Annotated in this window: 19 protein-coding genes and 2 pseudogenes; 13 read left to right on the top strand and 8 right to left on the bottom strand. The window is 63.3% G+C overall.

What is annotated here, in order from left to right:
- Positions 1-73: 73 nt before the first annotated feature.
- Genes AMD14_RS12570 through AMD14_RS12560 form a run of 3 tightly spaced genes read left to right on the top strand, consistent with a single transcriptional unit; the run spans position 74 to position 3,933 of the window.
- Entirely contained in the window at positions 74-838 is a 765-nt protein-coding gene (locus AMD14_RS12570; protein ID WP_003486059.1) for an RNA methyltransferase, read from the top strand.
- Between the two features lie 51 nt (positions 839-889).
- Positions 890-1,819 carry a phosphate/phosphite/phosphonate ABC transporter substrate-binding protein gene (locus tag AMD14_RS12565; RefSeq protein ID WP_011051551.1) on the top strand — a complete coding sequence of 310 codons (930 nt, stop codon included), beginning with the start codon at positions 890-892 and terminating at the stop codon, positions 1,817-1,819.
- Positions 1,816-3,933 carry a putative bifunctional diguanylate cyclase/phosphodiesterase gene (locus AMD14_RS12560; protein WP_003486063.1) on the top strand — a complete coding sequence of 706 codons (2,118 nt, stop codon included), beginning with the start codon at positions 1,816-1,818 and terminating at the stop codon, positions 3,931-3,933. The genes AMD14_RS12565 and AMD14_RS12560 overlap by 4 nt, the downstream gene beginning before the upstream one ends.
- A 230-nt stretch (positions 3,934-4,163) precedes the next feature.
- On the opposite strand, the gene epmB is transcribed toward AMD14_RS12560, so the two are convergent.
- Positions 4,164-5,192 (bottom strand): EF-P beta-lysylation protein EpmB, encoded by a 1,029-nt coding sequence (gene epmB / locus AMD14_RS12555; RefSeq protein WP_011051550.1) that lies wholly within the window; start codon positions 5,190-5,192, stop codon positions 4,164-4,166.
- A gap of 102 nt (positions 5,193-5,294) precedes the next feature.
- Here epmB and efp point away from each other — a divergent pair, with 102 nt between their 5' ends.
- From efp to AMD14_RS12525, 6 genes are all read left to right on the top strand, one after another.
- Positions 5,295-5,861, top strand: a complete 567-nt coding sequence (gene efp / locus AMD14_RS12550; RefSeq protein ID WP_003486066.1) for an elongation factor P — start codon at positions 5,295-5,297, stop codon at positions 5,859-5,861.
- 134 nt (positions 5,862-5,995) lie between these two features.
- The gene (locus AMD14_RS12545; RefSeq protein WP_015463297.1) at positions 5,996-6,841 is read left to right on the top strand and encodes a PA3715 family protein; all 846 of its coding nucleotides are present in this window, start codon (positions 5,996-5,998) and stop codon (positions 6,839-6,841) included.
- Positions 6,842-6,858: 17 nt separating this feature from the next.
- A complete protein-coding gene (locus AMD14_RS12540; RefSeq protein ID WP_015463296.1) occupies positions 6,859-8,196 on the top strand; it encodes a TRZ/ATZ family hydrolase in 1,338 nt (445 codons plus the stop codon).
- Positions 8,197-8,227: 31 nt separating this feature from the next.
- Positions 8,228-8,947 (top strand): bifunctional 2-polyprenyl-6-hydroxyphenol methylase/3-demethylubiquinol 3-O-methyltransferase UbiG, encoded by a 720-nt coding sequence (ubiG, locus tag AMD14_RS12535; RefSeq protein WP_003486071.1) that lies wholly within the window; start codon positions 8,228-8,230, stop codon positions 8,945-8,947.
- Between the two features lie 73 nt (positions 8,948-9,020).
- Entirely contained in the window at positions 9,021-9,722 is a 702-nt protein-coding gene (locus tag AMD14_RS12530; RefSeq protein ID WP_162010800.1) for a phosphoglycolate phosphatase, read from the top strand.
- Positions 9,723-9,750: 28 nt separating this feature from the next.
- Positions 9,751-10,440 (top strand): isoprenoid biosynthesis enzyme family protein, encoded by a 690-nt coding sequence (locus tag AMD14_RS12525; protein WP_011051546.1) that lies wholly within the window; start codon positions 9,751-9,753, stop codon positions 10,438-10,440.
- Between the two features lie 171 nt (positions 10,441-10,611).
- On the opposite strand, the gene AMD14_RS12520 is transcribed toward AMD14_RS12525, so the two are convergent.
- Positions 10,612-12,282: a glycoside hydrolase family 28 protein gene (locus tag AMD14_RS12520; protein ID WP_011051545.1), complete on the bottom strand. Its 1,671-nt coding sequence runs from the start codon at positions 12,280-12,282 to the stop codon at positions 10,612-10,614.
- A gap of 622 nt (positions 12,283-12,904) precedes the next feature.
- Positions 12,905-14,044, bottom strand: coding sequence for a pectate lyase family protein (locus AMD14_RS23425; RefSeq protein ID WP_015472092.1), 1,140 nt, complete (start codon positions 14,042-14,044; stop codon positions 12,905-12,907).
- A gap of 296 nt (positions 14,045-14,340) precedes the next feature.
- On the opposite strand from AMD14_RS23425, the pseudogene AMD14_RS24680 reads away from it, so the two are divergent.
- Positions 14,341-14,939 (top strand): annotated as a pseudogene (locus AMD14_RS24680) (transposase); the annotation flags it as partial.
- Between the two features lie 92 nt (positions 14,940-15,031).
- On the opposite strand, the gene AMD14_RS12510 reads toward AMD14_RS24680, so the two are convergent.
- A complete protein-coding gene (locus AMD14_RS12510) occupies positions 15,032-16,057 on the bottom strand; it encodes a hypothetical protein (RefSeq protein ID WP_011051541.1) in 1,026 nt (341 codons plus the stop codon).
- A gap of 416 nt (positions 16,058-16,473) precedes the next feature.
- Between AMD14_RS12510 and AMD14_RS12500 the strand changes: the two genes are divergently transcribed.
- The 3 genes from AMD14_RS12500 (at position 16,474) to AMD14_RS12490 (ending at position 18,362) form a co-directional block, all read left to right on the top strand.
- Positions 16,474-16,977 carry a pyridoxamine 5'-phosphate oxidase family protein gene (locus AMD14_RS12500; protein WP_008573434.1) on the top strand — a complete coding sequence of 168 codons (504 nt, stop codon included), beginning with the start codon at positions 16,474-16,476 and terminating at the stop codon, positions 16,975-16,977.
- A 119-nt stretch (positions 16,978-17,096) separates the two neighbouring features.
- Complete coding sequence (locus tag AMD14_RS12495) at positions 17,097-17,978, top strand: MBL fold metallo-hydrolase (protein ID WP_011051539.1); 882 nt, start codon at positions 17,097-17,099, stop codon at positions 17,976-17,978.
- Positions 17,979-18,071: 93 nt separating this feature from the next.
- A complete protein-coding gene (locus tag AMD14_RS12490) occupies positions 18,072-18,362 on the top strand; it encodes a hypothetical protein (protein ID WP_003486922.1) in 291 nt (96 codons plus the stop codon).
- A gap of 55 nt (positions 18,363-18,417) precedes the next feature.
- Here AMD14_RS12490 and eutC read toward each other — a convergent pair whose 3' ends face one another.
- The 4 genes and pseudogenes from eutC to AMD14_RS12470 form a co-directional block, all read right to left on the bottom strand.
- Complete coding sequence (gene eutC, locus AMD14_RS12485) at positions 18,418-19,233, bottom strand: ethanolamine ammonia-lyase subunit EutC (protein ID WP_011051538.1); 816 nt, start codon at positions 19,231-19,233, stop codon at positions 18,418-18,420.
- Positions 19,230-20,639, bottom strand: a complete 1,410-nt coding sequence (locus tag AMD14_RS12480; RefSeq protein ID WP_011051537.1) for an ethanolamine ammonia-lyase subunit EutB — start codon at positions 20,637-20,639, stop codon at positions 19,230-19,232. Before AMD14_RS12480 ends, eutC begins: the two co-directional genes overlap by 4 nt.
- Complete coding sequence (gene eat, locus AMD14_RS12475) at positions 20,636-22,000, bottom strand: ethanolamine permease (RefSeq protein WP_011051536.1); 1,365 nt, start codon at positions 21,998-22,000, stop codon at positions 20,636-20,638. The genes AMD14_RS12480 and eat overlap by 4 nt, the downstream gene beginning before the upstream one ends.
- Positions 22,001-22,420: 420 nt before the next feature.
- Positions 22,421-22,918, bottom strand: a pseudogene (locus tag AMD14_RS12470) (VOC family protein); the annotation flags it as partial.
- Positions 22,919-22,949 lie beyond the last annotated feature (31 nt).

Here is a 22,949-nt window from a genome sequence, read left to right as displayed (position 1 = left end):
AAAGAGCGGTCCGGCGCGAAAGCCGGCCGCGCAGTTTACCATCTACGGCCGAACAGCTTCCCAATCTCCGTTCATGTCCGTCAGCCAGCGCATCCGATTTGTTCTTGTGGGGACCCAGCATCCAGGCAACATCGGTGCTGCGGCGCGTGCGATGAAGACCATGGGGGTCTCGCGCCTGGTGCTGGTGGCACCCGAGCGCGCACTCGATGAAGATGCCTACCGGCGCTCGGCCGGCGCCGAAGACGTGCTGAGCCAGGCGCCGATCTTCGCGACGCTGGGCGAAGCGGTGGCCGACTGCACGCTGGTGATTGGCTGCACTGCGCGCGCGCGCCGGGTCGCGTTGGAAGAACTATTGCCGGACGAGGGCGCGCAGCGTGCGCTCGCCAAGGCGGGCGAGCCGGCCGAGGTGGCCTTCGTGTTCGGCCGCGAGCGCACCGGTCTGACCAACGATGAGCTGCAGCTGTGCCACGCCGCGGTCCATATCCCCTCCGATCCGCAGTTCAGTTCGCTGAATCTGGCTGCGGCCGTGCAGGTGCTGGCGTATGAAGTACGACTGGCGCAACTGGCGGTAGGCGAGGCCGAACCCGCTCCGGCAGCGGCTTCCGGCTTGCGCGACGGACCGGCCAGCCACGCACAGCTGGAAGGGATGTTTGGCCAGCTGGGCGACACGCTGGACGAGATCGACTTCCACAAGGGCCGTGCGCCGGAGTCGGCGATGCGCAAGTTGCGCCGGTTGTTGCTGCGCGCGGAGATGACCGAGCAGGAGGTGCGGCTGATTCGCGGCATCCTGTCCGATGCGCAGCGCATGGCCATGCTTGCCAGGCAGGCCGGAAACTGACGTCTGTCACATCTCCGAAGATTCGGCTAGGCTGTCCGCGGCTCTAGGGGAGTGTCCGTTTTGCGCGGTCTACGATGGTGTCTGATTGCCTGCTGGCTGATTGCCGGGGCGGGCTTGGCCGTGACGGCTGCGGCAGCGCCTTCCTCGGTCCTGGTGCTTGGACGGATCAGCGATGATCCCGCCAGCCATTACGAGCAGCTCAAGCCCCTGCTGGATTACGTGGTGCCGCGCATGCGCGAGGTCGGGATTCGCCGCGGCGAAATCCTGATGGCGCCCGATGCGCGCCAGATGTCCAGCTATCTGCGGCGTGGGCGGGTCGATTGGGTCAGCGAGACGACCGGTGCGGCGATGCTGCTGGAACAGCGCGGCAGCGCGCACCCCTTGCTCATGACCGAGCGTGGCGGGCTGCGCGACTTCCACACGCTGTTCTTCGTGCGCCGCGACAGCCCGATCCATTCGCTGTCGCAGTTGCGCGGCCACACCCTGGCATTGCAGAACGCCTCGTCCACCAGCGGCTACCTGCTACCGATGCTCGAACTGCTGCGCAACGGCATCGCGTGCGATGTGCTGCTGTCGGCCGACGACACCCCGGCGCGCGGATCGGCCGGCTATCTGATGGTGGGGTCGAAATTGAACGTGGCCGCGTTCGTGCACAAACACCTGATCGACGTGGGCGCGCTCAGCAACGTCGATTGGGACGACGAGCGCCACATGCCACCGGTGTTCAAGCGCGACTTCCGCATCGTGCACCGCACTGCGCCGGTGCCGCGCGCGGTGGAAATGGTGCGCACAGGAATGGACCCGGCCGTGGAGCAGCGTCTGCGGGTGGTGTTGCTGCAGGCTGCCTCCGACCCCAAGGCGGGCCCGGCGCTGAAGCGCTTTTTCGATACCACCGGGTTCCGTCCGCTGGATCCCACTAGCCGCCGACGTCTGCAGGAGTTGAGCGCGGGCGTGCAACGCGTCAGGGATCACGTGGAATGACTCAGGTGCGCTTCGGCTTGCAGGCACGCTTTCTCTTGGTGATGGCGCTGACGCTGCTGCTGGTCGGTGCGATTCTGGCTTCGCTGCTGCAGCGACAAAGCGCGATGCAGCGCGAAGTGCGCGGCTTGAGTGCGCAAATCCTGCACGAGCTGTTCGATCGTAGCCTGCGCACGCGCGGCGAAACGCTGGCGACCGAACTGGCTTCCGGATTGGCCAACCCCTTGTATTACTCGGATCTGGGCGCGGTGGGGGCGCTGGTGCGCAATGCTTCGCGCCAGCAGGTGGTGAGCTACGTACTGGTGTTCGACCGCCATGGCCGGCTGGTGCATGACGGCACGCCGTCCCTGCAGCGTTACGGGCAGGCCATGACCGATCCGCTCGCCGCCAAGGCGCTGGCGGCGCAGGCGATGGTGTTGCAGTCCTCGCCGGAGGTGCTGGATGTGACGGTGCCGATCAAGATCGGCGACCAGCGCATCGGTGGGGTGCGCGTGGGCATGTCGCGCGAGCGGGTGCGCAAGATCGAATCCGGCGCCAATCTCACCCTGGTGCAGAACCTCAACGCCATCGGCAAGCGCGATCTGGGCTGGTTGCTGGTCCTGCTGGCCGCGCTGGTCGGGCTGGGCGTGTTGCTGGCCATCTACGTGCAGCGCACGCTGGTGGCGCCGATTCGGTTGCTGGCGGCGGCGGCAAAGCAGATCGAACGGGGCGACTACGCGGTGCAGCTGCCGCCGCATCCGCGCAACGACGAGATCGGCGAGCTGATTTCCGCGTTCGGGCGCATGAGCGAAAGCATCGCCCGGCACGACCGCGAAGTGCGGCATATGGCCTACACCGACGCGTTGACAGGGCTGACCAACCGGCTAGGCTTTCGCGAGGGTCTGGATCATCTGCTCCACACCGCGCGCAGCACCGACAGCAAGCTGGCCTTGCTGTTCGCCGATATCGACGACTTCAAACGCGTCAACGACACGCTTGGCCATGAGGCCGGCGACGAAGCCTTGCTGCAGTTCGCCAGCCGCATCAGCCGCGCAGTTGCCGCGCTGGGCGGCGACGATGCGATTCTGGCGCGCTTCGGCGGGGATGAGTTCGTGATCCTGCTGCAAAGCGGCGATGTCAGCCTGCTGGCGGCGCAACTGGCCGACCGGCTGGTGCACGAACTGAGCCGGCCGTTGAACGTGCAGGGCCGCGAAGTGTTCCTGGGGACCTCGATCGGCATCACGCTATTCCCCGACGACGCGCGCGATGCCACCGCGCTGCTGAAGAATGGCGACATCGCCATGTACCAGGCCAAGGTGGCCGGCAAGAACTGCCATCGCTTCTATAGCCGCGCCGCCGATCACGCGGTGGAGCGCCGCGTGCACATGGAGCACGAATTGCGCGGGGCCTGGGAACGCGACGAGTTGCGTCTGGTCTACCAGCCGATCTACCGCACCAGCGACCGGGTGCTGGTGGGGGTGGAGGTGCTGCTGCGCTGGCAGCATCCGGCGCTGGGAACGATTGCGCCGTCCACCTTTATCGATATTGCCGAGCAGAGCGGCCTGATCGAAGTGATCGGCCCCAAGGTACTGCGCGCGGCCTGCCTGGAGGCGGCGCAGTGGCCAGTGGTGGGCGAGGGCCTGTTCGTGTCGGTCAACGTTTCGCCGCGGCAACTGCGCAGCGGTGCGCTGATCGACACCGTGGCCGGGTGCCTGGCCGAGTCGGGGCTGCCTGCCGCTCGCCTGCATCTGGAGCTGACCGAGACCGCCGTGATCGGCGACGAGATGATGGCTGCCAGCCTGCTCGATCAACTCCATCGCACCGGCGTGAAGGTGTGGCTGGACGACTTCGGTACCGGCTTCTCCGGCTTGAGCCATTTGCGTCAGGTGCCGGTGGACGGGGTCAAGATCGACAAGAGTTTCATTGCCGACCTGCAGCGCGACCCGGACGATCTGGCGCTGACCACCGCGATCATCAACATGGCGCACTCGCTGGGAATCACCGTGGTTGCCGAAGGCATCGAGCAGGAAGCGCAGTTCAATCTGTTGCGCGAGCGCGGTTGCGACCTGGGGCAGGGCTATTGGTTCAGCAGGCCGTTGAGCCCGACCGACATGGTCAAGCTGATCGCTGCAGGGTGAGTGCCGTGGGAGCGCGCCTGAGCGCAACGGGCTTTCCTGGTAAAGCTTCATCGCGCCCGGGTGCGCTCCTACGAAGCGCGTGTCTGGGTCGTTGCAGCGGTCATCCCGGGGACTTCGCGCAGTGCCCGATAACAGCGTAGGAGCGCACCTGGGCGCGATTGGGCGTTACCGGTAAAGCTTCATCGCGCGCGGGTGCGCTCCTACTTCGGATTGGGCTGAGGTAAGGGCGGTTACAACGGCCGCTTGCCGGTATCGCCCGGAATTTCGCGCACCAATCGCGGCACCAAATACCCCGAAAGGCGCGCTGCCAGCTCGGCATGCAGCGCGCGCGCGCGGGCATCGTCCACTTCGAAATGCGCCACGCCGGCGACCCGGTCGAGCTGATGCAGGTAGTAGGGCAGTACGCCGGCGGCGAAGCTGCGCTCGCTCAACGCCGCCAGCGCATCCACGCTGTCGTTGACGCCACGCAACAGCACGGCCTGGTTGAGCAGTTGTGCGCCGGTCTCGCGCAGCCCCTGCGCGGCGGCGTCTACCGCGGAGTCGAATTCGTTGGCATGGTTGGCATGCAGGACGAACGCCACCGGCCACGGCAGGCTGCGCAGCCAGGCCTGCAGTGGCGCATCCACGCGCTCCGGCAGCACGATCGGCAAGCGGCTGTGGATGCGCAGGCGTTTGAGGTGCGGAACAGCGGCCAGGGCGTCGGTGAGTTCGGCCAGCTTGGGTGTGGCCAGCGAGAGCGGGTCGCCGCCGGACAGCAGCACTTCCTCGATGCTTGGGTCGGCGGCGATCGCGGCAACGGCGTCGCGCCAGCCATCGCGCGCAGCGGTCTCCTCGGCATACGGAAAGTGGCGGCGGAAGCAGTAGCGGCAGTGCGCCGCGCAGCTGCCGGTGGCGATCAGCAGGGCGCGGCCGCGGTATTTCTGGATCACCCCGGCAGCGGTCCTGGCGGCGCCATCGCCGACCGCATCCAGGCCGAAGCCGGGAGCCGGCTGCATTTCCGCATCCAGCGGCAGCACCTGGCGCAGCAACGGGTCATGCAGGTCGCCATGGCGCATCCGCGCCACGAACGCGCGCGGCACCCGCAGCGGAAACTGCGCGGCGGCGGCATCGCTGATCGCCGCCGCCTGCGCATCCAGGCCCAGCAGCTGCAGCAGAACGCGCGGATCGCGCACGGCGTCGCGCCATTGCTGTTGCCAGCGCGAAGGCGGCAGGGCGGGGAGCGGGGATGGCTGTAAGGCGAGGGGGGCTGCGGTTATCATGTGCGGTCACAAAACCAAATGCCCGCCGGTTGCGGCGGGCGCCCCATTCTAATCCGACCTGCCACCGCGTGGCGGGTCGTGGTCTTATCGAGGAGCTGCACCATGGCCACTGTTGGCATGAACGACGTCAAGAACGGCATGAAGATCCTGGTCAACAACGAGCCGGCGGTCATCACCGAGACCGAATACGTCAAGCCGGGCAAGGGCCAGGCCTTCACCCGCATGAAGTACCGCTTCATCAAGTCCGGGCGCGTGGTCGAAATGACCATGAAGGCGACCGACGATGTCGAAGTGGCCGACGTTGTCGATACCGACATGCGCTACCTCTACAGCGATGGCGAGTACTGGCACTTCATGGACCCGGACACCTTCGAGCAGGTGCAGACCGACAAGGCCGGCATGGGCGGCGCCGACAAGTGGCTCAAGGGCGAGGAAGACTGCATCGTGACCTTGTGGAACGGCACGCCGATCTGGGTGCAGCCGCCGAACTTCGTCGAACTCAAGATCACCGAGACCGACCCGGGCGTGCGCGGCGATACCTCCGGCGGCGGCGGCAAGCCGGCCACGCTGGAAACCGGCGCGGTGGTGCGCGTGCCGCTGTTCGTCAACCAGGACGAAATCATCAAGGTCGACACCCGTTCGGGCGAATACTCGGCGCGCGTCAAGTAATCCAGATGCGCCTGGGACGCCGGTCCGCTCGAGCGGTACGCAGTGCCAGTGTCCTGATGGCGTTAGGAGCAGCTGACAAACCGACTGCCCAGTCGCCAGGCTCGGGCGGCCCGTGTTCGGAATCGGCGCCTAGCATGCGTACGCCGCAGGTCCGGTGCGCCGTCCGCACCCACCTGACGGGCGTTCGCTTTGCGTTGCTGGCCGGGCTGAACGGCATGCTGGCCGCCTGCCCGGTGCTTGCGCAAACCGCCACCGCCTGCGACGCGCAGAGCGTGGCGGCGGTTGCAGCTGGTGCGGCGTCCGGCGCGGCAGGGGCGGTGCCGGTCGAACATGCGGTGGCACAGACCTGCAAGCCGTGGCCGTACGACCCATCGATACGGCTGGCGGCCATTGCGTTCGCCGGCGATGCCACCACCGAGGCAGGCGAACGCAACCTTGAGTTGCGGGTTGCCATGCTCGATGTCCGCACTGCCCAGGTCGTCGCGTTGTACTCGCAGGACATGGGCGAGGATGCCGGCTTCGAACTTGCTGCCGACAGTCTGCGCCTGGACACCGCACGCTATGACCTGGCGCCGGGCGTGCGCGCGGTTGGCGTGGTAGTGCACAGCGTTGCGCGCGGGCCCAGTTGCCCGGATTTCGACAGCAACGACGCATTGACCTTGCTGGTGCGCGAACAGCGCCGGTTGCGCCCGGTGCTGCAGCGGGATCTGACCGTGTGGCGGCGGGTGCAAGGCGAACCATGCAACTGGGGCGCGACGGGTGTGGTGACCGAGCGCGGCACGCTCACCCTGTCGATGGACGCGCCGGTCCATGCGGGCCATGCCGGCATCGCACTCACTGCCAACCTGGTGACTTCGACCACGGTCGAGGATGCAGAGGATATCGAGCGCACGCACCGCCAGCGCCAGCTGCTGCGCTACGACGGCACGCGGTATGTGCCTGTGTCACGCTCCGACGACTCCTGGCCGTTCGGCAACTAACTTCAATGGATCCACTCATGACCAATGCCCCGCCCGAACCCTGCGACCTGCTGATTGAGGCCGGCTATGTCGTGCCGATCGAACCGCATGCGGTGGTGCTGGAAGACCACGCGGTGGCCGTCAGTCACGGCGTCATCGTTGCCGTGCTGCCGATTGCCGACGCGAGCGCGCGTTTTGCGCCCAAGCAGACCGTGTCGCGGCCCGATGCTGCGTTGATGCCCGGCCTGGTCAATGCGCATACGCATAATCCGATGACGCTGCTGCGCGGCGTCGCCGACGACCTGCCGCTGATGGTGTGGTTGCAGCAGCACATCTGGCCGGTGGAAGCGGCGGTGATCGGGCCGGAATTCGTAGCTGATGGCACCACGCTGGCAATTGCCGAAATGCTGCGCGGCGGTACGACCTGCGTCAACGAAAACTACTTCTTCGCCGATGTGCAGGCGGCCGTCTACAAGCAGCATGGTTTCCGCGCGCTGGTGGGCGCGGTGATCATCGATTTCCCGACTGCATGGGCATCGTCGGACGATGAATACTTCGCGCGTGCCGGCGAGTTGCACGACCAATGGCGCGACGATCCGTTGATCAGTACCGCGTTCGCCCCGCATGCGCCGTACACCGTCAACGATGCCAACTTCGAACGCGTGCGCATGCTGGCCGACCAGCTCGACATCCCCGTGCATCTGCATACGCACGAAACCGCGCAGGAAGTGGCCGATTCGATCAAGCAGTACGGCCAGCGCCCGCTGGCGCGGCTGGATCGCCTGGGCCTGGTCAACGACCGCCTGATCGCGGTGCACATGACCCAGCTCACCGATGCGGAAATCCATCTGTGCGCCGAGCGCGGCGTCAGCGTGGTGCATTGCCCCGAATCCAATCTCAAGCTCGCCTCGGGTTTTTGCCCGGCATGCGCGCTGCAGCGCGCGGGCGTGAATCTGGCCATCGGCACCGACGGCTGCGCCAGCAACAACGACCTGGACATGTTCAGCGAGAACCGGACCGCCGCGATCCTGGCCAAGGCCGTGGCCAACGATGCGACCGCGCTGGATGCGGCCACCACCTTGCGCGCGGCCACCCTGGGCGGCGCGCGCGCCTTGGGCTTGGGCGACACCATCGGTTCGATCGAGGTCGGCAAGCAGGCCGACCTGGTCTGCGTGGACCTGTCTGCACTGGAAACCCAGCCGCTGCACCATGTGTTGTCGCAGTTGATCTACGCGGCCGGCCGCCATCAGGTCACCGATGTGTGGATCGCCGGCAAGCCCAAACTGGTGCAGCGCGAGCTCATCGACATGGATACCGCCGCCCTGGTCGCCAACGCGCGGCAATGGCGCGAACGCATCCGCACCGTCCGCGCCTGAGCGCGCGTTACCGCATCACGGAGCCCCCCGCATGAATTCGAATACGCACGCCAAATCCAGCAATTTCCATCAGAGCGAGCTGGATAAATTCGCCGCACTGGCCAACCGCTGGTGGGATGCCGATGGCCCGCAGAAGCCGCTGCATGCGCTCAATCCCGTGCGTCTGGAGTATGTGTCCGCGCGGCTGGAACCTGCCGGTGCGCGCGTGCTCGACGTCGGCTGCGGTGGCGGCTTGCTCAGCGAGTCGATGGCGCGCCTGGGCGCGCAGGTGACTGCCATCGACCTGGCGCCGGAACTGGTCAAGGTGGCGCGTCTGCACAGCCTGGAATCGGGCGTGCAGGTCGACTATCGCGTGCAATCGGTGGAAGACCTGGCCGCCGAACAGGCCGGCAGTTTCGATGCGGTGACCTGCATGGAAATGCTCGAACACGTGCCGGATCCGACCGCGATCATCCGTGCCTGCGCCAGCCTGCTCAAGCCGGGCGGCAAGCTGTTCCTGTCCACGCTCAATCGCACCCCGGCCGCGTTCGCGCTGGCGGTGGTGGGCGCCGAATACATCGCGCGTCTGCTGCCCAAGGGCACGCATCATTACAAGGATTTCATCAAGCCGGCCGAGCTTGCGGCATGGTTGCGCAACGCCGGGCTGCAGCTCGAAGACGTCAGCGGCATGCTGTACGAGCCGTGGCGTAATCGCGCCCGCCTGTCTTCGCGTACCGAGGTGAATTACCTGGCGTATGCGGTGAAACCGTGAGCAGCCGGGGTTCGAAATTCGGGATTTGGGATTCGCAACGGCCGTTGGTTGGGGTCTTGATGATCTCGGTGGCGTGCCGGGCGCTACGCAATTGACGACAGGTGATGCTGTGGGTTTCCCGCGTGCGGTGTTGTTCGATCTGGATGGCACCTTGCTGGACAGCGCGCCGGACATGCTCGCGACCGTTAACGCCATGCTGGATGCGCGTGGGCGTGCGCCAGTTGCGTTGGCTTCGTTGCGTCCGGTGGTCTCCAAAGGTGCGCGTGCGATGCTCGGCGTGGCCTTTGCCGAGCTCGATGCCGTGGCGTGCGTTGCGCTGGTGCCGGAATTCCTGCAGCGCTACGAGGGCTTGATTGGTACGCAGTCGCAGCTGTTTGATGGTGTCGAGCAGATGCTGATGCGGCTGGAGGATGCCGGCTGCGTCTGGGGCATCGTCACCAACAAGCCCGAATATCTGGCGCGCCTGATCCTGCCGCAGTTGGGCTGGGAGCAGCGCTGCGCGGTGCTGATTGGTGGCGACACGCTGGCCGAGCGCAAGCCGCATCCGTTGCCGCTGGTGGTCGCCGCAGAACGCATCGGCGTTGCACCTGCGCAATGCGTGTATGTCGGCGACGATGAGCGCGACATCGTGGCTGCGCGCGCGGCGGCGATGCCATCGGTCGCGGCATTGTGGGGCTATCGTATGGACGACGACGACCCGTCGCGCTGGCAGGCCGATGTACTGGTCGAGCGGCCGCAGGCGCTCTGGAATCCGGCAACGTGGCCGCAGATCTGATCCTTCTTCGTATTTTTCTGGACCCGCCATGAGCCAATCCAGCGCCCTCGACAGTTTTCTCAACAAGTGGGCAACCCGCTGGCCGGAATGGTCGGTTGCCGAACCGTTCGTGCCCGAGCCGCAACGCCGCCTGGCCGTTGCCTGGTTCGCGTTGCTGCAGGAATGGGAAGACATCATGAATATCGCCGGCGACCCGTTGCCGGCCGATGCCAAGCTGGCGTGGTGGCAGCAGGAGCTGCGTGACTGGTCGAGCCAGCGCTCGCGGCATCCGTTGGGGCGCGTGCTTGAGCCGGTCCGTGCGCCGTGGTCACAGCTGGCCGACGCCTTGCCGGCCATGCAGGCCGCACGCGTCCAGCCGCAATCGCTGCAGCACGCGCTAGGGGCATTGCGCACGTTCGCCGAGGCGGTGGTTGCGGTGGAAGCGGTGCTGTTCGCACGGGCGCGGCCTGGCGATGCCACTGCGGTGGCGGTGCAATGGCTGGATGCACGCCAACGCGTGGCCGGCGACGGCGCAGCGCCGGGCGATATCGCCACGCCCGCCTGGCGCTCGCAGCTGTTGCAGGCCTGGCCGCGCAAAGTCGCCTTGGCACGGCCGCACCGGGTGTGGTCGCGTCTGGCACGGCTGCGCTTGCAGCGCGAGCTGGCGGGCAAGCCCGCGTACCCACCGCCGATGCAACAGCTCTGGCATTGCTGGCGTGCTGCCAGCGGCGCGGACTGAGCGCAAGCGATACGGCCGCATGGCCGCAACGTGCAAGCGCACTAGTGTGTCCTGCGGGCTGCCGGACAGACCCGTTGCATTGTTGGGTTTGGACCGATGGCTTGCTGCGACCGGCAGATTGCAGCAAGCGTTGCATCGCATGTGATTTCCTTAGCGCTCAGCACGTTGGATTCAAATCGGCGAATCCGGCAGTACCGAGTGATAGGCAATGAAGGCGTCATTGCATTGCAGTGGCGTGCCCGGGCCGGGTTTGCCCTGTAGCTGCACATCGTTGGGCACCGATTCGGTCAGCTGATCGTAAAAGCTCACCGGGCCACCCTTGAAGGTGAAGTGCGTCGCGCCCGGGTTGCTCGCGGGCCCGCCGAAATGCGGCTGCGCGAAGCTCACCTTGCCGCCTTCCAGCACGACATTGTCCAGCGAGATGGTGATTGGCCGGGTGGTGCCGGCATCGCGATACCCATAGAAACTCAGTTCGCCGCCACCCAGGGTGGTCGAACCCAGCGAATGCACGTGACTGAGCGAAATGCCGTTGAACTGCGGCGGCGCGGCGCGGGTGGCGGGATTGGCGTAGTTGGCATCGAACACCAGTGGCCGCGCAACCCCGCGCATGCAGATGTTCTCGAAGCTGATGTCGTAGACCTGGCCGCCGCGGGAGGCGTCGGACTTGATGCGGAGGCCATTGGCCGAGTAGGGATCGCGCTGCACATCGTTGGCGTTGAAGCCGTCAATGCTCAAGCCGCGCACGGCGATATGGCGCATGCCCGAATCGGTTTCGCTGCCCAGCGAAAAGCCATGGGTGTAGTAGAACTGGTTGTAGGCGAACAGCATGTTTTCCGAGGCGATACTGCGCTTGCTGTTGGCGTGCGCCTTGATCGCCACACCGTCATCGCCGGTGCCGATGTACGAGTAAGCCAGCAGCACATTCTTCGACTGGCCCGGGTCGAAGCCGTCGGTGTTCTTGGCAGTCTCCGGCGTGAAGCAGGTCGCGTGCGGATTGACGTCCGGGGTGCTGCCTGCCGGGCATCGGTAGCCGGGACGCGAATAGACCAGGCTGGGCGCCAGAATCTTGATGCCCCACGCGGTCAGGCCCACCACGTTGTCGCTGATGACATGGAAATTGGGCGAGTTCTCCAGGGTGATGTCGTACAAGGTGACGTCGGCGCTGTCGTCGATCTGCAACAGGCGCGGCACGTGCTGGCTCAAGCCCTTGGTGACGTTGAGATAGGCAAGATCCCACCAGCTGGCCTTGCCGGCATTGGGCCCGGCAGTGAGCGTGCTGCCGCCACGGCCGTCGATCTTGCCGGCGCCGACGATGGCGCTGTTGGCCGTGTCGGAGAGATGGATCAGCGGACGACACGACTTGGCTTTGTCGCTGGTGGCGGTGCCGCAGGTGCCCAGGCCGTTGTCGTAGTCCTGCGGATTGCGCGAGCCGAACAAGGTGACGCCGCGGTCGATCCATAGCGTGACCCCGCTCTTGATGGTCAGCGGCCCACTGAGCACGCCGGATTCGCCGGCATCGCCGGGGGCAAGACGCACCGCGCTGCCGGCAGGGCAATCGTCGATGGCCGCCTGCAGGCGCGCGGTATCGCGCTTGGAGTGGGCAGGGTTCTGGTCGAGCATATCCACTGAACCACCCACCGGGGTCAGCGCAGCCTTGAGCGTGGCGCATACCTTGGTCGGCAATGCTGGCTGCTGGATCTCCCCCCAGCTGGTGGAAATGCTGTGCGCGGTATCGGGTGCATCCTGCCCGTGCGGTAGCGCCGCGCTGGCGTGAAACGTGGACAGGCCGAGCAGGGCAAGGGGCAGTGGCGCGACGGCGGGAACAAGGCGATGGTACGGCATAGGTCTTTCTCCGGTTATGCGACAGGCGCGCCAGATAAACGAGCGCAGCGAGATGCACCTGTATGAGGCGCTGCGAACATCGGTGCCCTGCCACATGCGTGGTCTCTGCGTTGCTGTGTCGACCAGCGATAACGGGATGCAAGCTTGGCGAGCCCTGCAGAAGTTCGATGGTGCCAGCACGAATTCAGCACCGCAGCGCCGAAGGTAGTACAAGTGTTTTGCAGGACTCCCGCGTGCTGCAGATGCCCGCCGCGACGAACTGTGCAGTCGATCGATCGCGTGCATAGAAAAGAGAGCTGGACGAGCTATTTTTGAAACATTCGTGATGTAGGCCGACCTACATGTTTTTCGGTCACGTTGTATCACAGCTAGCGAACCTGTGGATGGTGCGCCGGCAATTGCTGCCGGCCCGCTGGTAACTCTGCCTGGCCGCAGCGAAAACCGACAGAGCGTTGCAGAAATTGCACCCTACTCACATTTTTGCCAGTCATTGACATACAAGAAGCAGGATTGAAAGGTCGGTGAGTTGTTAATGCCTTCCCTGGCCTTGAATATATGGGGCCCCTCAAACATTCTTTAGGCGCCTCTTTCTGGTGCGCGGTGAATGCTGGAGAAATCGTGTTTAGTGCGGCCCCGCAGAGGACCGAACGATTCCGGGGACTCTTGCCGAATCATCAGGCTCGTAGCTGTATTTGACTGGTGCATTATTGAAGGTTGAGCCGATCGCCGAATTGCCTGTTACTGCGTCATAAACGTTTTCTTTTTCGTAAAAATTGTACATGTCACCGTCTGATTCTAGTCGAATCTGGTTGCTATTGTTGGTTTTGTAGAAATAGTTTGATTCGGAAAAAACAATACTGCCGCTACCTACCTGCAAAGCGTTGTACTGCTGCTTTTCATAGCCGCGACCATCGGCAGCGGTTCGCTCACCATTAGGTGATGTGCTATTGTCAAAGTAATTATTATAGGCATGCACCCAGCCACGCAGTAAGGGGCGCCCGGCAAGATTGGGGCCAAACCAGTTGTGGTGCAGCGTTACGTGCAGCTTATTGCCGCCATATACATATGAATCTTTCTTGTTGTGACCAATAAGGATTGCTAAGCGCTCATTTGCGAGGTCATGGTAATTTTTTTCGACCCAGTTCCATACCGGATCCGGATTCATGTTGACCCAGCTGTTACTGAAGTAAAAGTGATTGTACGACAGCGTGACGTAATTAGATGACATGCCGACTGATAAAAGGTCATCGCTAATATCATAGAAATCGCAATGGTCGATCCAAGCATTGGATATACGCCGCAATGATACGCCTACGTAGTTGATGCCAGTGTTGTTGGACGTTCCTTTGACCTGGTCAGGCAGGGCTTGCAAGTCGCCGATATTGCCAGAGAATGAGATGTTTCTGATAACCACATTCTGAATGTTTATCCCGGCGGGCAAGTTCTCGCCGCTAAATTTCAATTGGATATTCTGCAAGGCCGCTCCACCGCCTGCAGCACCCTCGATTGTTATGTTGTTCCAAATAGTGCTGGAGAAATTCAGGGTAGTCAATTTGGGGCCGCCGTAGATCTTTCCACGGATGATGATATGGTGATTTTTGGCATTGAGTGCCGTTTGCAGCTCTGCAAGTGTTGTCACTGTAATGGCAGTTTCGCCAGATACAGATGCAGAAGAAAATCCTCCGGTATCAGCATTGGCGATACCAGCCTGTGTGATAAAAATGGCAAAAAACAGCGAGATAGTAGGTAAATGTAAATGCAAAATTCGGATCTTTATTGCAAAGAGAAAAATGTATGTAGAATCTCTAGGGAGGGTCTGAACAACGAGGCCTGAGAGTGCGGGATGTCGCGTCGTTCCGAAGAGTGGCGTTTGAATCCTCGGAATTTCGCCATTTCTGGCGCTTTGCGTGGGAGTTCCACGGATCACAGGCGCACGCTCCCCATAGCAGGCAGTAACTGCTTTCGCTTCATCCACAGTGTCGACTCCGTAAGCTCCCCCGATCCGCAGACACCGCATAAGTAGATCTTTCTGGCATCGTTCCCAAGTCAGGAGGTTCCATGCGCACATCGAAGTTCACCGAGACACAGATCATCGCCACGCTCAAGCAGGCCGACGCAGGCGTTCCAGTCAAAGACATCTGTCGCCAAGTCGGCATCAGCACGGCGACCTATTACCAGTGGAAGAGCACGTACGGCGGCTTGGAGGCGTCCGAGCTGCGGCGGGTCAAGGAGCTCGAGTCCGAGAACGCCAAGCTCAAACGGATGTACGCCGAGTTGGCGCTCGACAACGCGGCGATGAAGGACCTGATCGCAAAAAAACTCTAGGGCCGGCGCGTAAACGCGAGGCGGTGCGGTTCCTTATCGAGGTCCACGCGCGGCCGTTGCGCCGGTCCTGTGCATGCGTCGGGCTGTCGCGTGCCGCTTGGTATGCACCGCCTCTGGACTGGACGGTGCGCGATGCCGAGCTGATTGCCGAGATCGCGCGTTACGTTGAAGCGCACCCCAGTCGTGGCTTCTGGAAGTGCAGCGACTACCTTCGCAAGCAGCAACTAGGTTGGAACCCCAAACGCATCTATCGCGTTTACAAGGCCATGAAGCTCAACCTACGCCGCGCTGCAAAGCGTCGCCTTCCCAAGGTCTGTTTGCGCTTGCCTAGGCCCTCAGCGTCACCGAACGTCAGTTGCATGGATCACTCCTCAACATGAGGCGGGTCGTGTCGCGTATCTGTGGTCCGTTGTTCAGAGCTTCCTTAGTTCGAGGCTGCTGCGGTCTGATACAGGTTACGGATTGCTGACGTCCACTGAGGACCGAACGAAGCGTGGGTGAACTGCTTATAGGCAAATGAGGTCATGCCGACTTCGACGTCCTGCACGGGATCCTCGTCGGTCGAAACCCACGGTGAGCCGCTGACACCGGAGCGTGCGTCCCACTCCAGGCCTTCAATGGCATAGTCCTTGTTCATCCATGGGTTCGGCTCTGCTGTGCTGGTCACGCTGACAGGCGTGTTCCCATTGGCGCCAGGGTCGGTGTTGTAGCCAGTTACCCGATATTCGTTGTCGTCCTGCTGACCGTCAAAGCGAACGCCAGACGCTCCTACAGTATTCGACAAAGTGGCGCCAGAGAGCTTCATTGTCATGGGAGCTTGCACCTGGAAGAAGGCCGTATCGTAGTCCACGGCTCGCTCTGAGACCCAGCGATCATCGGCCGTGATGGTCGCCGCAGGCCAAACACCATAGGGGGCGGTACCGTTGTAGGCTGGCACGAACACCAAGTCCGACACAAACTTGCCTGCTAGGGCAGAGACGCATCGCCCCGAGGTGGCTACGACGTTCCCGGAATCGGAGACGACCGCATTGCCAGTGCAGCGCTGATCTATGCCGTTCGCTCGAAAGAAGACCACGCCGAGGTGGGCTGCGGGGGAGAATCCTGGAACCGGCACGGACGGAACCGTCTTCGGCGTTGGCACCGATCTTGTCACCAACTTCAACTTTCCGCTCCGGTTTTTCCCATGGGCCAATGCCGAATTCTGCAACTCTGGCGGGTCGCCGTCGACCGGGTTGGCATCCACGAATAATGCGGAAACAGCAGCTTGCATCCGTCCGAGGGTCCAGTAGGAAGCACTCTCATCTCGCTGAGCAGTCGGAACAACGTGCTGCACGATGGTGCCGGCGGAGAGGTTGACCGAATTTGTGCTTGCAGGCACGTCGGTAATCACTAGGAAGGCTAGGGCCGCGCAGGAAGCACGCAGGAATGTAATTTTAGGCATATATGTCATTATTATCTTAACCTGTATGTTTTGCTTGGAGTTGGGCGATCTGAGTGGATTAATTAAAATTATATAAAATAAATAATTTACGATTAAATCGCAGTGTGTGCCCATGTTTATGGCTGATTTTCGTCGCTTCTACCATCGGCGCTACTGTTTTTTCTTTCGCGCGCAGATGCGCTGCATCAGTAGCGTTTGTACTATAACCGTGATCCGCTTATTTGATTCTTTTTTTGCGAATGCAAGGGTGCGTGTGCGAAGTTCGCCACCATCCTCTGCCAAGGCGCGCGCTGGTGACGATGTTGGTATGTTGGTATTGGTGCCCAAGCAGAATTGCGTTGTCGCAATGTGTAGAACGAGAGTGCGCATCGTCACATGCTGTGGTCAGAGCGAGTTCCAGACTGGCTCACCCGCGTACCACGCGCATGTCAGGAATCGAAATGGCAGACACCAAAGAGTTGCAGGAAAAATTCTGGAAGGCGCTCAAATCAGATCGCACCGTGATGCTGGGCCTGGACGGTGTCGAAGACGGCCACGCGCGTCCGATGACCGCACAGATCGAAGGCGATAGCGGTGGGCCGATCTGGTTCTTTACATCCAAGGACAACGCGCTGATCGCCATGCTGGGGCAGGGCCGCCGCGTCATCGGCGCCTTCAGCAGCAAGGGGCACGATTTGTTCGCCAGCATCAGCGGCTCGCTGCGCGAAGACACCGACCCGGCCATGGTCGACCGGTTGTGGAATCCGTATGTCGCCGCGTGGTACGAAGGCGGCAAGACCGATCCGAACTTGGCGCTGCTGCGCCTGGACGCCGACCATGCGCAGATCTGGCTCAACGAGTCGAGCCTGCTGGCAGGAATCAAGGTGTTGTTGGGCGTAGACCCGAAGAAGGATTATCAAGACAAGGTGGCGGACGTTCCGCTGCGCTGAAACCTGCCTCGCACACGCCACCGTCAAGGTGGCGTGTGCGCGCTGGTTGCGCGATCGGTACCGCTCACCGCTGTGCGACGGCCGCGTTGCAATGCTGGCCCGCCAAGCGGAGCGCGCCGATGCGCGTGCATCACCTCAATTGCATTTCCACCTGCCCGTTGGGCGGCCATCTTATGGACGGCCGTACGCCGGGCGTACTGGAACGCGGGCATCTGTGTTGCCATTGCTTGCTGGTGGAAACCAGCGCCGGGTTGGTCCTGATCGATACCGGTTTCGGCCTGCGCGATGTCGCGGAGCCACGCGCGCGTCTGAGTCGATTTTTTCTGGCGCTGGTCAAGCCAGACTTGCGCGAGGACATGACCGCAATCCGGCAGATACAACGGCTCGGGCTGGATCCGCGCGATGTGCGGCACATCGTGCTGACCCATCTGGATTTCGACCACGCCGGTGGGCTGGACGATTTTCCGCATGCGCGGGTGCATCTGATGACGAGCGAGCGCGATGCCGCACTGGCACAGCGCACCTGGATGGATCGCCAGCGCTTTCGTCCGCAACAGTGGTCTACGCGCGGGCAGTGGCGCACCTACGATGGCGCAGCAGGCGAGCACTGGATGGGGCTGGAGTGCGTGCGCGACCTGCATGGACTACCGCCAGAACTGCTGATGGTGCCGCTTCGCGGTCACACTCTGGGTCACGCCGCGGTTGCGGTGCATACGCCGGAGCGATGGCTGCTGCTGGCAGGTGATGCATATTTCTTCCATCGCGAAATGGATGCAGATGCGCCTTACTGCACGCCAGGGCTGCGTGCTTACCAATGGATGTTGGAAAAGGACCGGGCCGCGCGCTTGACCAACCAGCAGCGTCTGCGCGCTCTACGGCAACAGCACGGCGGTGAGGTGGAAGTGTTCTGTTCGCACGATGCAAGCGAGTTCGAGCGCGTTGCCGGGCAGCCGGCCCGTCTGCCGAGCGGCGCATTGCTGCACGCACCCACGCCACAGTGATCTGCGCTTCACCGCGCGCCAACGCACCGCAGCGCGATGATCTGCCACCGGCACAGCGCGCTTGCGTGATGACGCCATTCCAGGAGATCGAACATGCAGCAGATTGAAATTGGCCAGATGGTGTTTTTACGCGATGGCGAAGTCGGCGTCGGTGCCATCCGCGACATCCGCAACGAGGGGGACGAGCTGGTCATCAATATCGAAAATGGCGGCGACTTCGTGCTGCCTGCATCGGTGGTGCGCGATGTGCATTCGGGCAAGGTGATGCTGGATGTCGACAAGCTTCCTGATGATGTACGCAATGCCCTGCGTCATCCGCATGACAACGAGTTGCAGACCAGCACCTATGCCGCCAGCAATATGCAGGATGGTGCGTTGAAGTAACGGATGGATTTCTTGCTGAGCGGTGTCGATTCCGGGTTCGCACACGCCGCGCAGGTCAGTCCGGCAGCAAGAACGTGCGCGGCGCAACATCGGCAGGGCCTGACAGCAGCGCGGGTTGCTCGGCTTCGTCCTTCAGCTGCACGCCAGAGAGTTTTCGGCGGAATGCCTCGCGCAGCAGATATCCCAGTTTGTGCGTCGCCTCGGCGTAGCTCAGTCCCTCGGCGCGAATGTTGGAAATGCAGTTGCGCGCTGCATCGGTGAGCCCGACGCGGGGCGTGTAGGTGAGATACAGGCCCAGGCTGTCGGGCGAACTCAGGCCCGGGCGTTCGCCGATCAGCACGATCACGGTACGCGCGTCGAGCAGCTCGCCGACCTCATCGCCGATCGCCACGCGCCCTTGTCTCACCAATACCACCGGGGCGAGTGACCAGCCTTCTTGCGAGGCCAGTGCGTCGATCTGGTCGAGCATGCGCGCCGCGTGCCGATGCACGGCCAGCGCCGACAGCCCGTCAGCGACCACCACCGCAACGTCATGTCTGCCGCCGTGCACGGCCGTGAGGCCGCGTAGCTGGGCGGCGGCTTCCTCGGCCAGGCGCCGTCCCAGATCGGGACGTTGCAGATACTGATGACGATCGGCCGCAGCGCTTTGGAGCAAGATGTTGCTGCGCCCGCGTTGCTCCAGTGCGGCCTGAAGCGGTGCCGGGTCGAATGCCAGATGCACCGCATCGCGTGCCTGCGCATGCGCCAGCTGGAACTCCAGGTGCGCGTCCGTCGGCAAACTGGTCCCCACCCGGCCCAGCGCAATGCGCGCGGGGGTCAGTTGGCGCAGTTGCGCCCAGGCATCGCGTGGCGGTGTGGAGGGTACGCTCATGGCGCCGCTCTACCGCTGGCCTGTGCCAATGCACGCCGAAATGGCGCCGGTACGTCGCTACCAAGTTCGAAGCGGCCATCGCGCAGCTGCAGGATGTCGTGCTGCTCCAGCCACTGTTCGAACTCGGGCGCAGCGCGCAGGCCGAGCGCCTGGCGTGCATACAGCGCATCGTGAAACGAGGTGGTCTGGTAGTTCAGCATCACATCGTCCGAGCCGGGAATGCCCATGATGAAATTGATGCCGGCAGTACCGAGCAGGGTGAGCAACATATCCATGTCGTCCTGATCGGCCTCGGCATGATTGGTGTAGCAGATGTCGCAGCCCATCGGCACGCCGAGCAACTTGCCGCAGAAGTGATCCTCCAGCCCGGCGCGGATGATCTGCTTGCCGTCGTAGAGATATTCCGGCCCGATGAAGCCAACCACGGTGTTCACCAGCAGCGGTTTGTAGTGGCGCGCCACCGCATAGGCGCGCACCTCGCAGGTCTGTTGATCCACGCCGTGGTGCGCATTGGCCGACAACGCGCTGCCCTGGCCGGTTTCGAAATACATCACGTTATCGCCGACGTTGCCGCGGCGCAGCGACAGGCCCGCTTCGTAACCTTCCTGCAGCAAGGCCAGATTGATGCCGAAGCTGGCGTTGGCCGCTTCGGTGCCGGCGATCGACTGAAACACCAGATCCACCGGCACGCCACGACCGATCGCTTCGATGGTGGTGGTGATGTGCGCTAGCACGCACGATTGCGTGGGGATCCGATAACCGCTGATCACCGCACCGAGCATGCGCAACAAGGCCGTGGTTGCGGCCAGGCTGTCGCTGGCCGGGTTGATGCCGATCACCGCGTCGCCGTTGCCGTACAACAAGCCGTCGAGCACGCTGGCGGCAATGCCGGTGGCGTCATCGGTGGGGTGGTTGGGCTGCAGGCGCGTCGACAGGCGTCCGCGCAACCCCAGCGTGTTGCGAAAGCGGGTGACGACCCGGGTTTTCTGCGCCACCAGGATCAGGTCCTGCACCCGCATCAATTTGGACACCGCGGCCACCATTTCCGGCGTCAGGCCGGGTGCCAATGCGGTCAATGCGGCTTCGTCGGCCTGCGCACTCAGCAGCCAATCGCGGAAGCCGCCCACGGTGAGATGCGCCACAGCGGCAAATGCAACGGCATCGTGCTGGTCGATGATCAGCCGGGTGACTTCGTCTGCTTCATAAGGCACCACCGCCTCCTGCAGGAAATGCTGCAGCGGTAGATCGGCCAGCGCCATCTGTGCGGCGACGCGCTGCAGGCCGGAGTCGGCGGCAAGGCCGGCCAGCTGGTCGCCGGAGCGTGCCGGCGTCGCCTTGGCCAGCAGCTGCTTCAGATCGGCAAACCGAAAACGCTCGCCGCCTGCGGTGAAGGCAAAGCCGCTCATCCGGCGCGGGCCGCGGGCGTGTGCTGGGTGCGCAGGCTAAGGACGCAACACGCCGCGCCCAACAGCAGCAGGCCCAGAAAGATCAACGCCACAATCGGGTTGAACCACACCATCGCCACCAGGCACACCAGCGCCAGCAGCAGCGCAATGGCCGGCACCACCGGGTACCCCGGTGCGCGGAAACTACGCTCCAACCCCGGTTCGGCGCGACGCAGCTTGAACAGGCTGAGCATGCTCATCACATACATCACGATCGCCCCGAACACCGACATGGTGATCATCGCTGCGGTCAACGACATGCCCTGGATCTTGACCACGCTGTCGCTGCAGATTGCCGCAATGCCGATGACGCCGCCGGCCAGAATGGCGCGATGCGGCGTGCGAAAACGCGACAGCCTGGCCAGCCCATGCGGCAGGAAGCCGGCACGCGCCAGCGCGAAGAACTGCCGCGAATAGCCCAGGATGATGCCGTGGAAACTCGCCACCAGCCCGAACAGGCCGATCCACACCAGCATGTGCAACCAGCTGGAACTGTTGCCGACCACCGCCTTCATCGCCTGCGGCAGCGGGTCGTTGATGTTGGACAGCTGGCGCCAGTCGCCGACGCCGCCGGCAAACACCATCACCCCCAGCGCCAAGATCACCAGGGTGAGAATGCCGGCGATGTAGGCGCGCGGAATCGTGCGCGTGGGGTCTTTGGCTTCTTCGGCCGCCATCGCTGCCCCTTCGATCGCCAGGAAAAACCAGATCGCAAACGGAATCGCGGCGAAGATTCCGGAAATGGCCGCCGGCCCGAACACGTCGCTGCCGGCCCAGCCGTTGGCGGCGAAGCGCGCCACGCTGAAACCCGGCGCCACCACACCCATGAACACCAGCAACTCGATCACCGCCAGCAAGGTCACGATCAGCTCGAAGGTCGCTGCAATCGCCACGCCCACGATGTTCAAGCTCATGAAGACCAGGTAGGCGCCAATCGCTGCGATGCGCGGATCGAGCATGGGGTACTGCACATTCAGATACGCGCCGATCGCCATCGCGATGGCCGGCGGCGCGAAGACGAATTCGATCAACGTGGCCAGGCCCGCCAGCATGCCGCCATAGGTGCCGAACGCGCGCAGGCTGTAGGCGAAGGGCCCGCCCGCATTGGGAATGGCGGTGGTCAATTCGGTGAAGCTGAAGATGAAGCAGGTGTACATCACGGCGACCAGCAGCGTGGTCGCCAGAAACCCGAGCGTACCGGCGGTGCCCCAGCCGTAACTCCAGCCGAAATACTCGCCTGAAATCACCAGCCCCACCGCGATGCCCCACAGCTGCCAGGTGCCCAGGGTCGGTTTGAGGTGCTCGTTGCGCATGTCGCACATCTCCTGCAGTCGGGGGAGGGGAGATGAAGCACGCCCGACGCCGAAGCGACGGACCGACCGTCAGCAACTCAAGCGTTCAGCTGCAGCGACGCGCGACGGTCGCCTCGGTTATACCCCAAAGCCCGCTGGCGGACACAAGCACGACGGGTGGGTCGCCGCCGACCGGGTATGTAGCGTTCCGGCGCAATGGTCGTGGGTTGCGTTTTTCTTCTGGCGCCGCAGGGTGTGGCCCGTTGTTAAATTGAGGGGGCCTGATCCAGTGGTCGCGATGCATCAAATAGTGGGGTCATCGCAGAATGACTCTGCAGCCGCACGCTAAGGCGGATCGGGATCATGGTCCATCAACGGGGCGGGGATGCGACCATTCGGTGTCATCCCGCCGACGACTGCGCCGGTCGTTGGGGCGCGCCGGTTCTGTCGCGGTCCAGCGGGTTGCATGAACTCGATGGAAATATGGTCGGGACCAGACACGTAGGCGGTGAGCGTTCCTGTTCTCGGACCTCCCGGAATCGGCAGCGGCTTGCCCTTCGCCTTCCATCCGGCCGCCTCGACACGGCAGATGGCCGCATGGATGTCCCGGACGGTCAGCGCCAGATGGGCAGCCCCGATCGCACCCGCGCTGTCCGGCGACTGCCCATTCCGACGACCTTTGGAATATTGCAGCAACTCGACGATGAATCCGTCCGGAGCCTTCACGATTGCCGTTCGCACGCTCGGATCATCCACGCCGGTGACCTGATGCAGGAAATCGCCGCCCATCTCTGCCTGTCGTTCGAGCGTAAACCCCAGGGCCTCGGTCCAGAACCGGATAGCCTCGTCAAGAGATGAAACGGCAAACCCGATGTGATCAACGTTGGCCACGCCTGCATTGCTATCCACTGTTGCGGCTCCGTTCCAGTACGTCCGAGACGCGATAATTTGTGTGAGCGGAACTCGAGTCAGCAGAAGA

The sequence above is a fragment of the Xanthomonas citri pv. citri genome (assembly GCF_000961215.1).
GTDB classification, from domain to species: domain Bacteria; phylum Pseudomonadota; class Gammaproteobacteria; order Xanthomonadales; family Xanthomonadaceae; genus Xanthomonas; species Xanthomonas cissicola.
The sequence above is the reverse complement of the archived record's forward strand: the minus strand, read 5'-3'. Positions and strand labels throughout refer to the sequence as shown.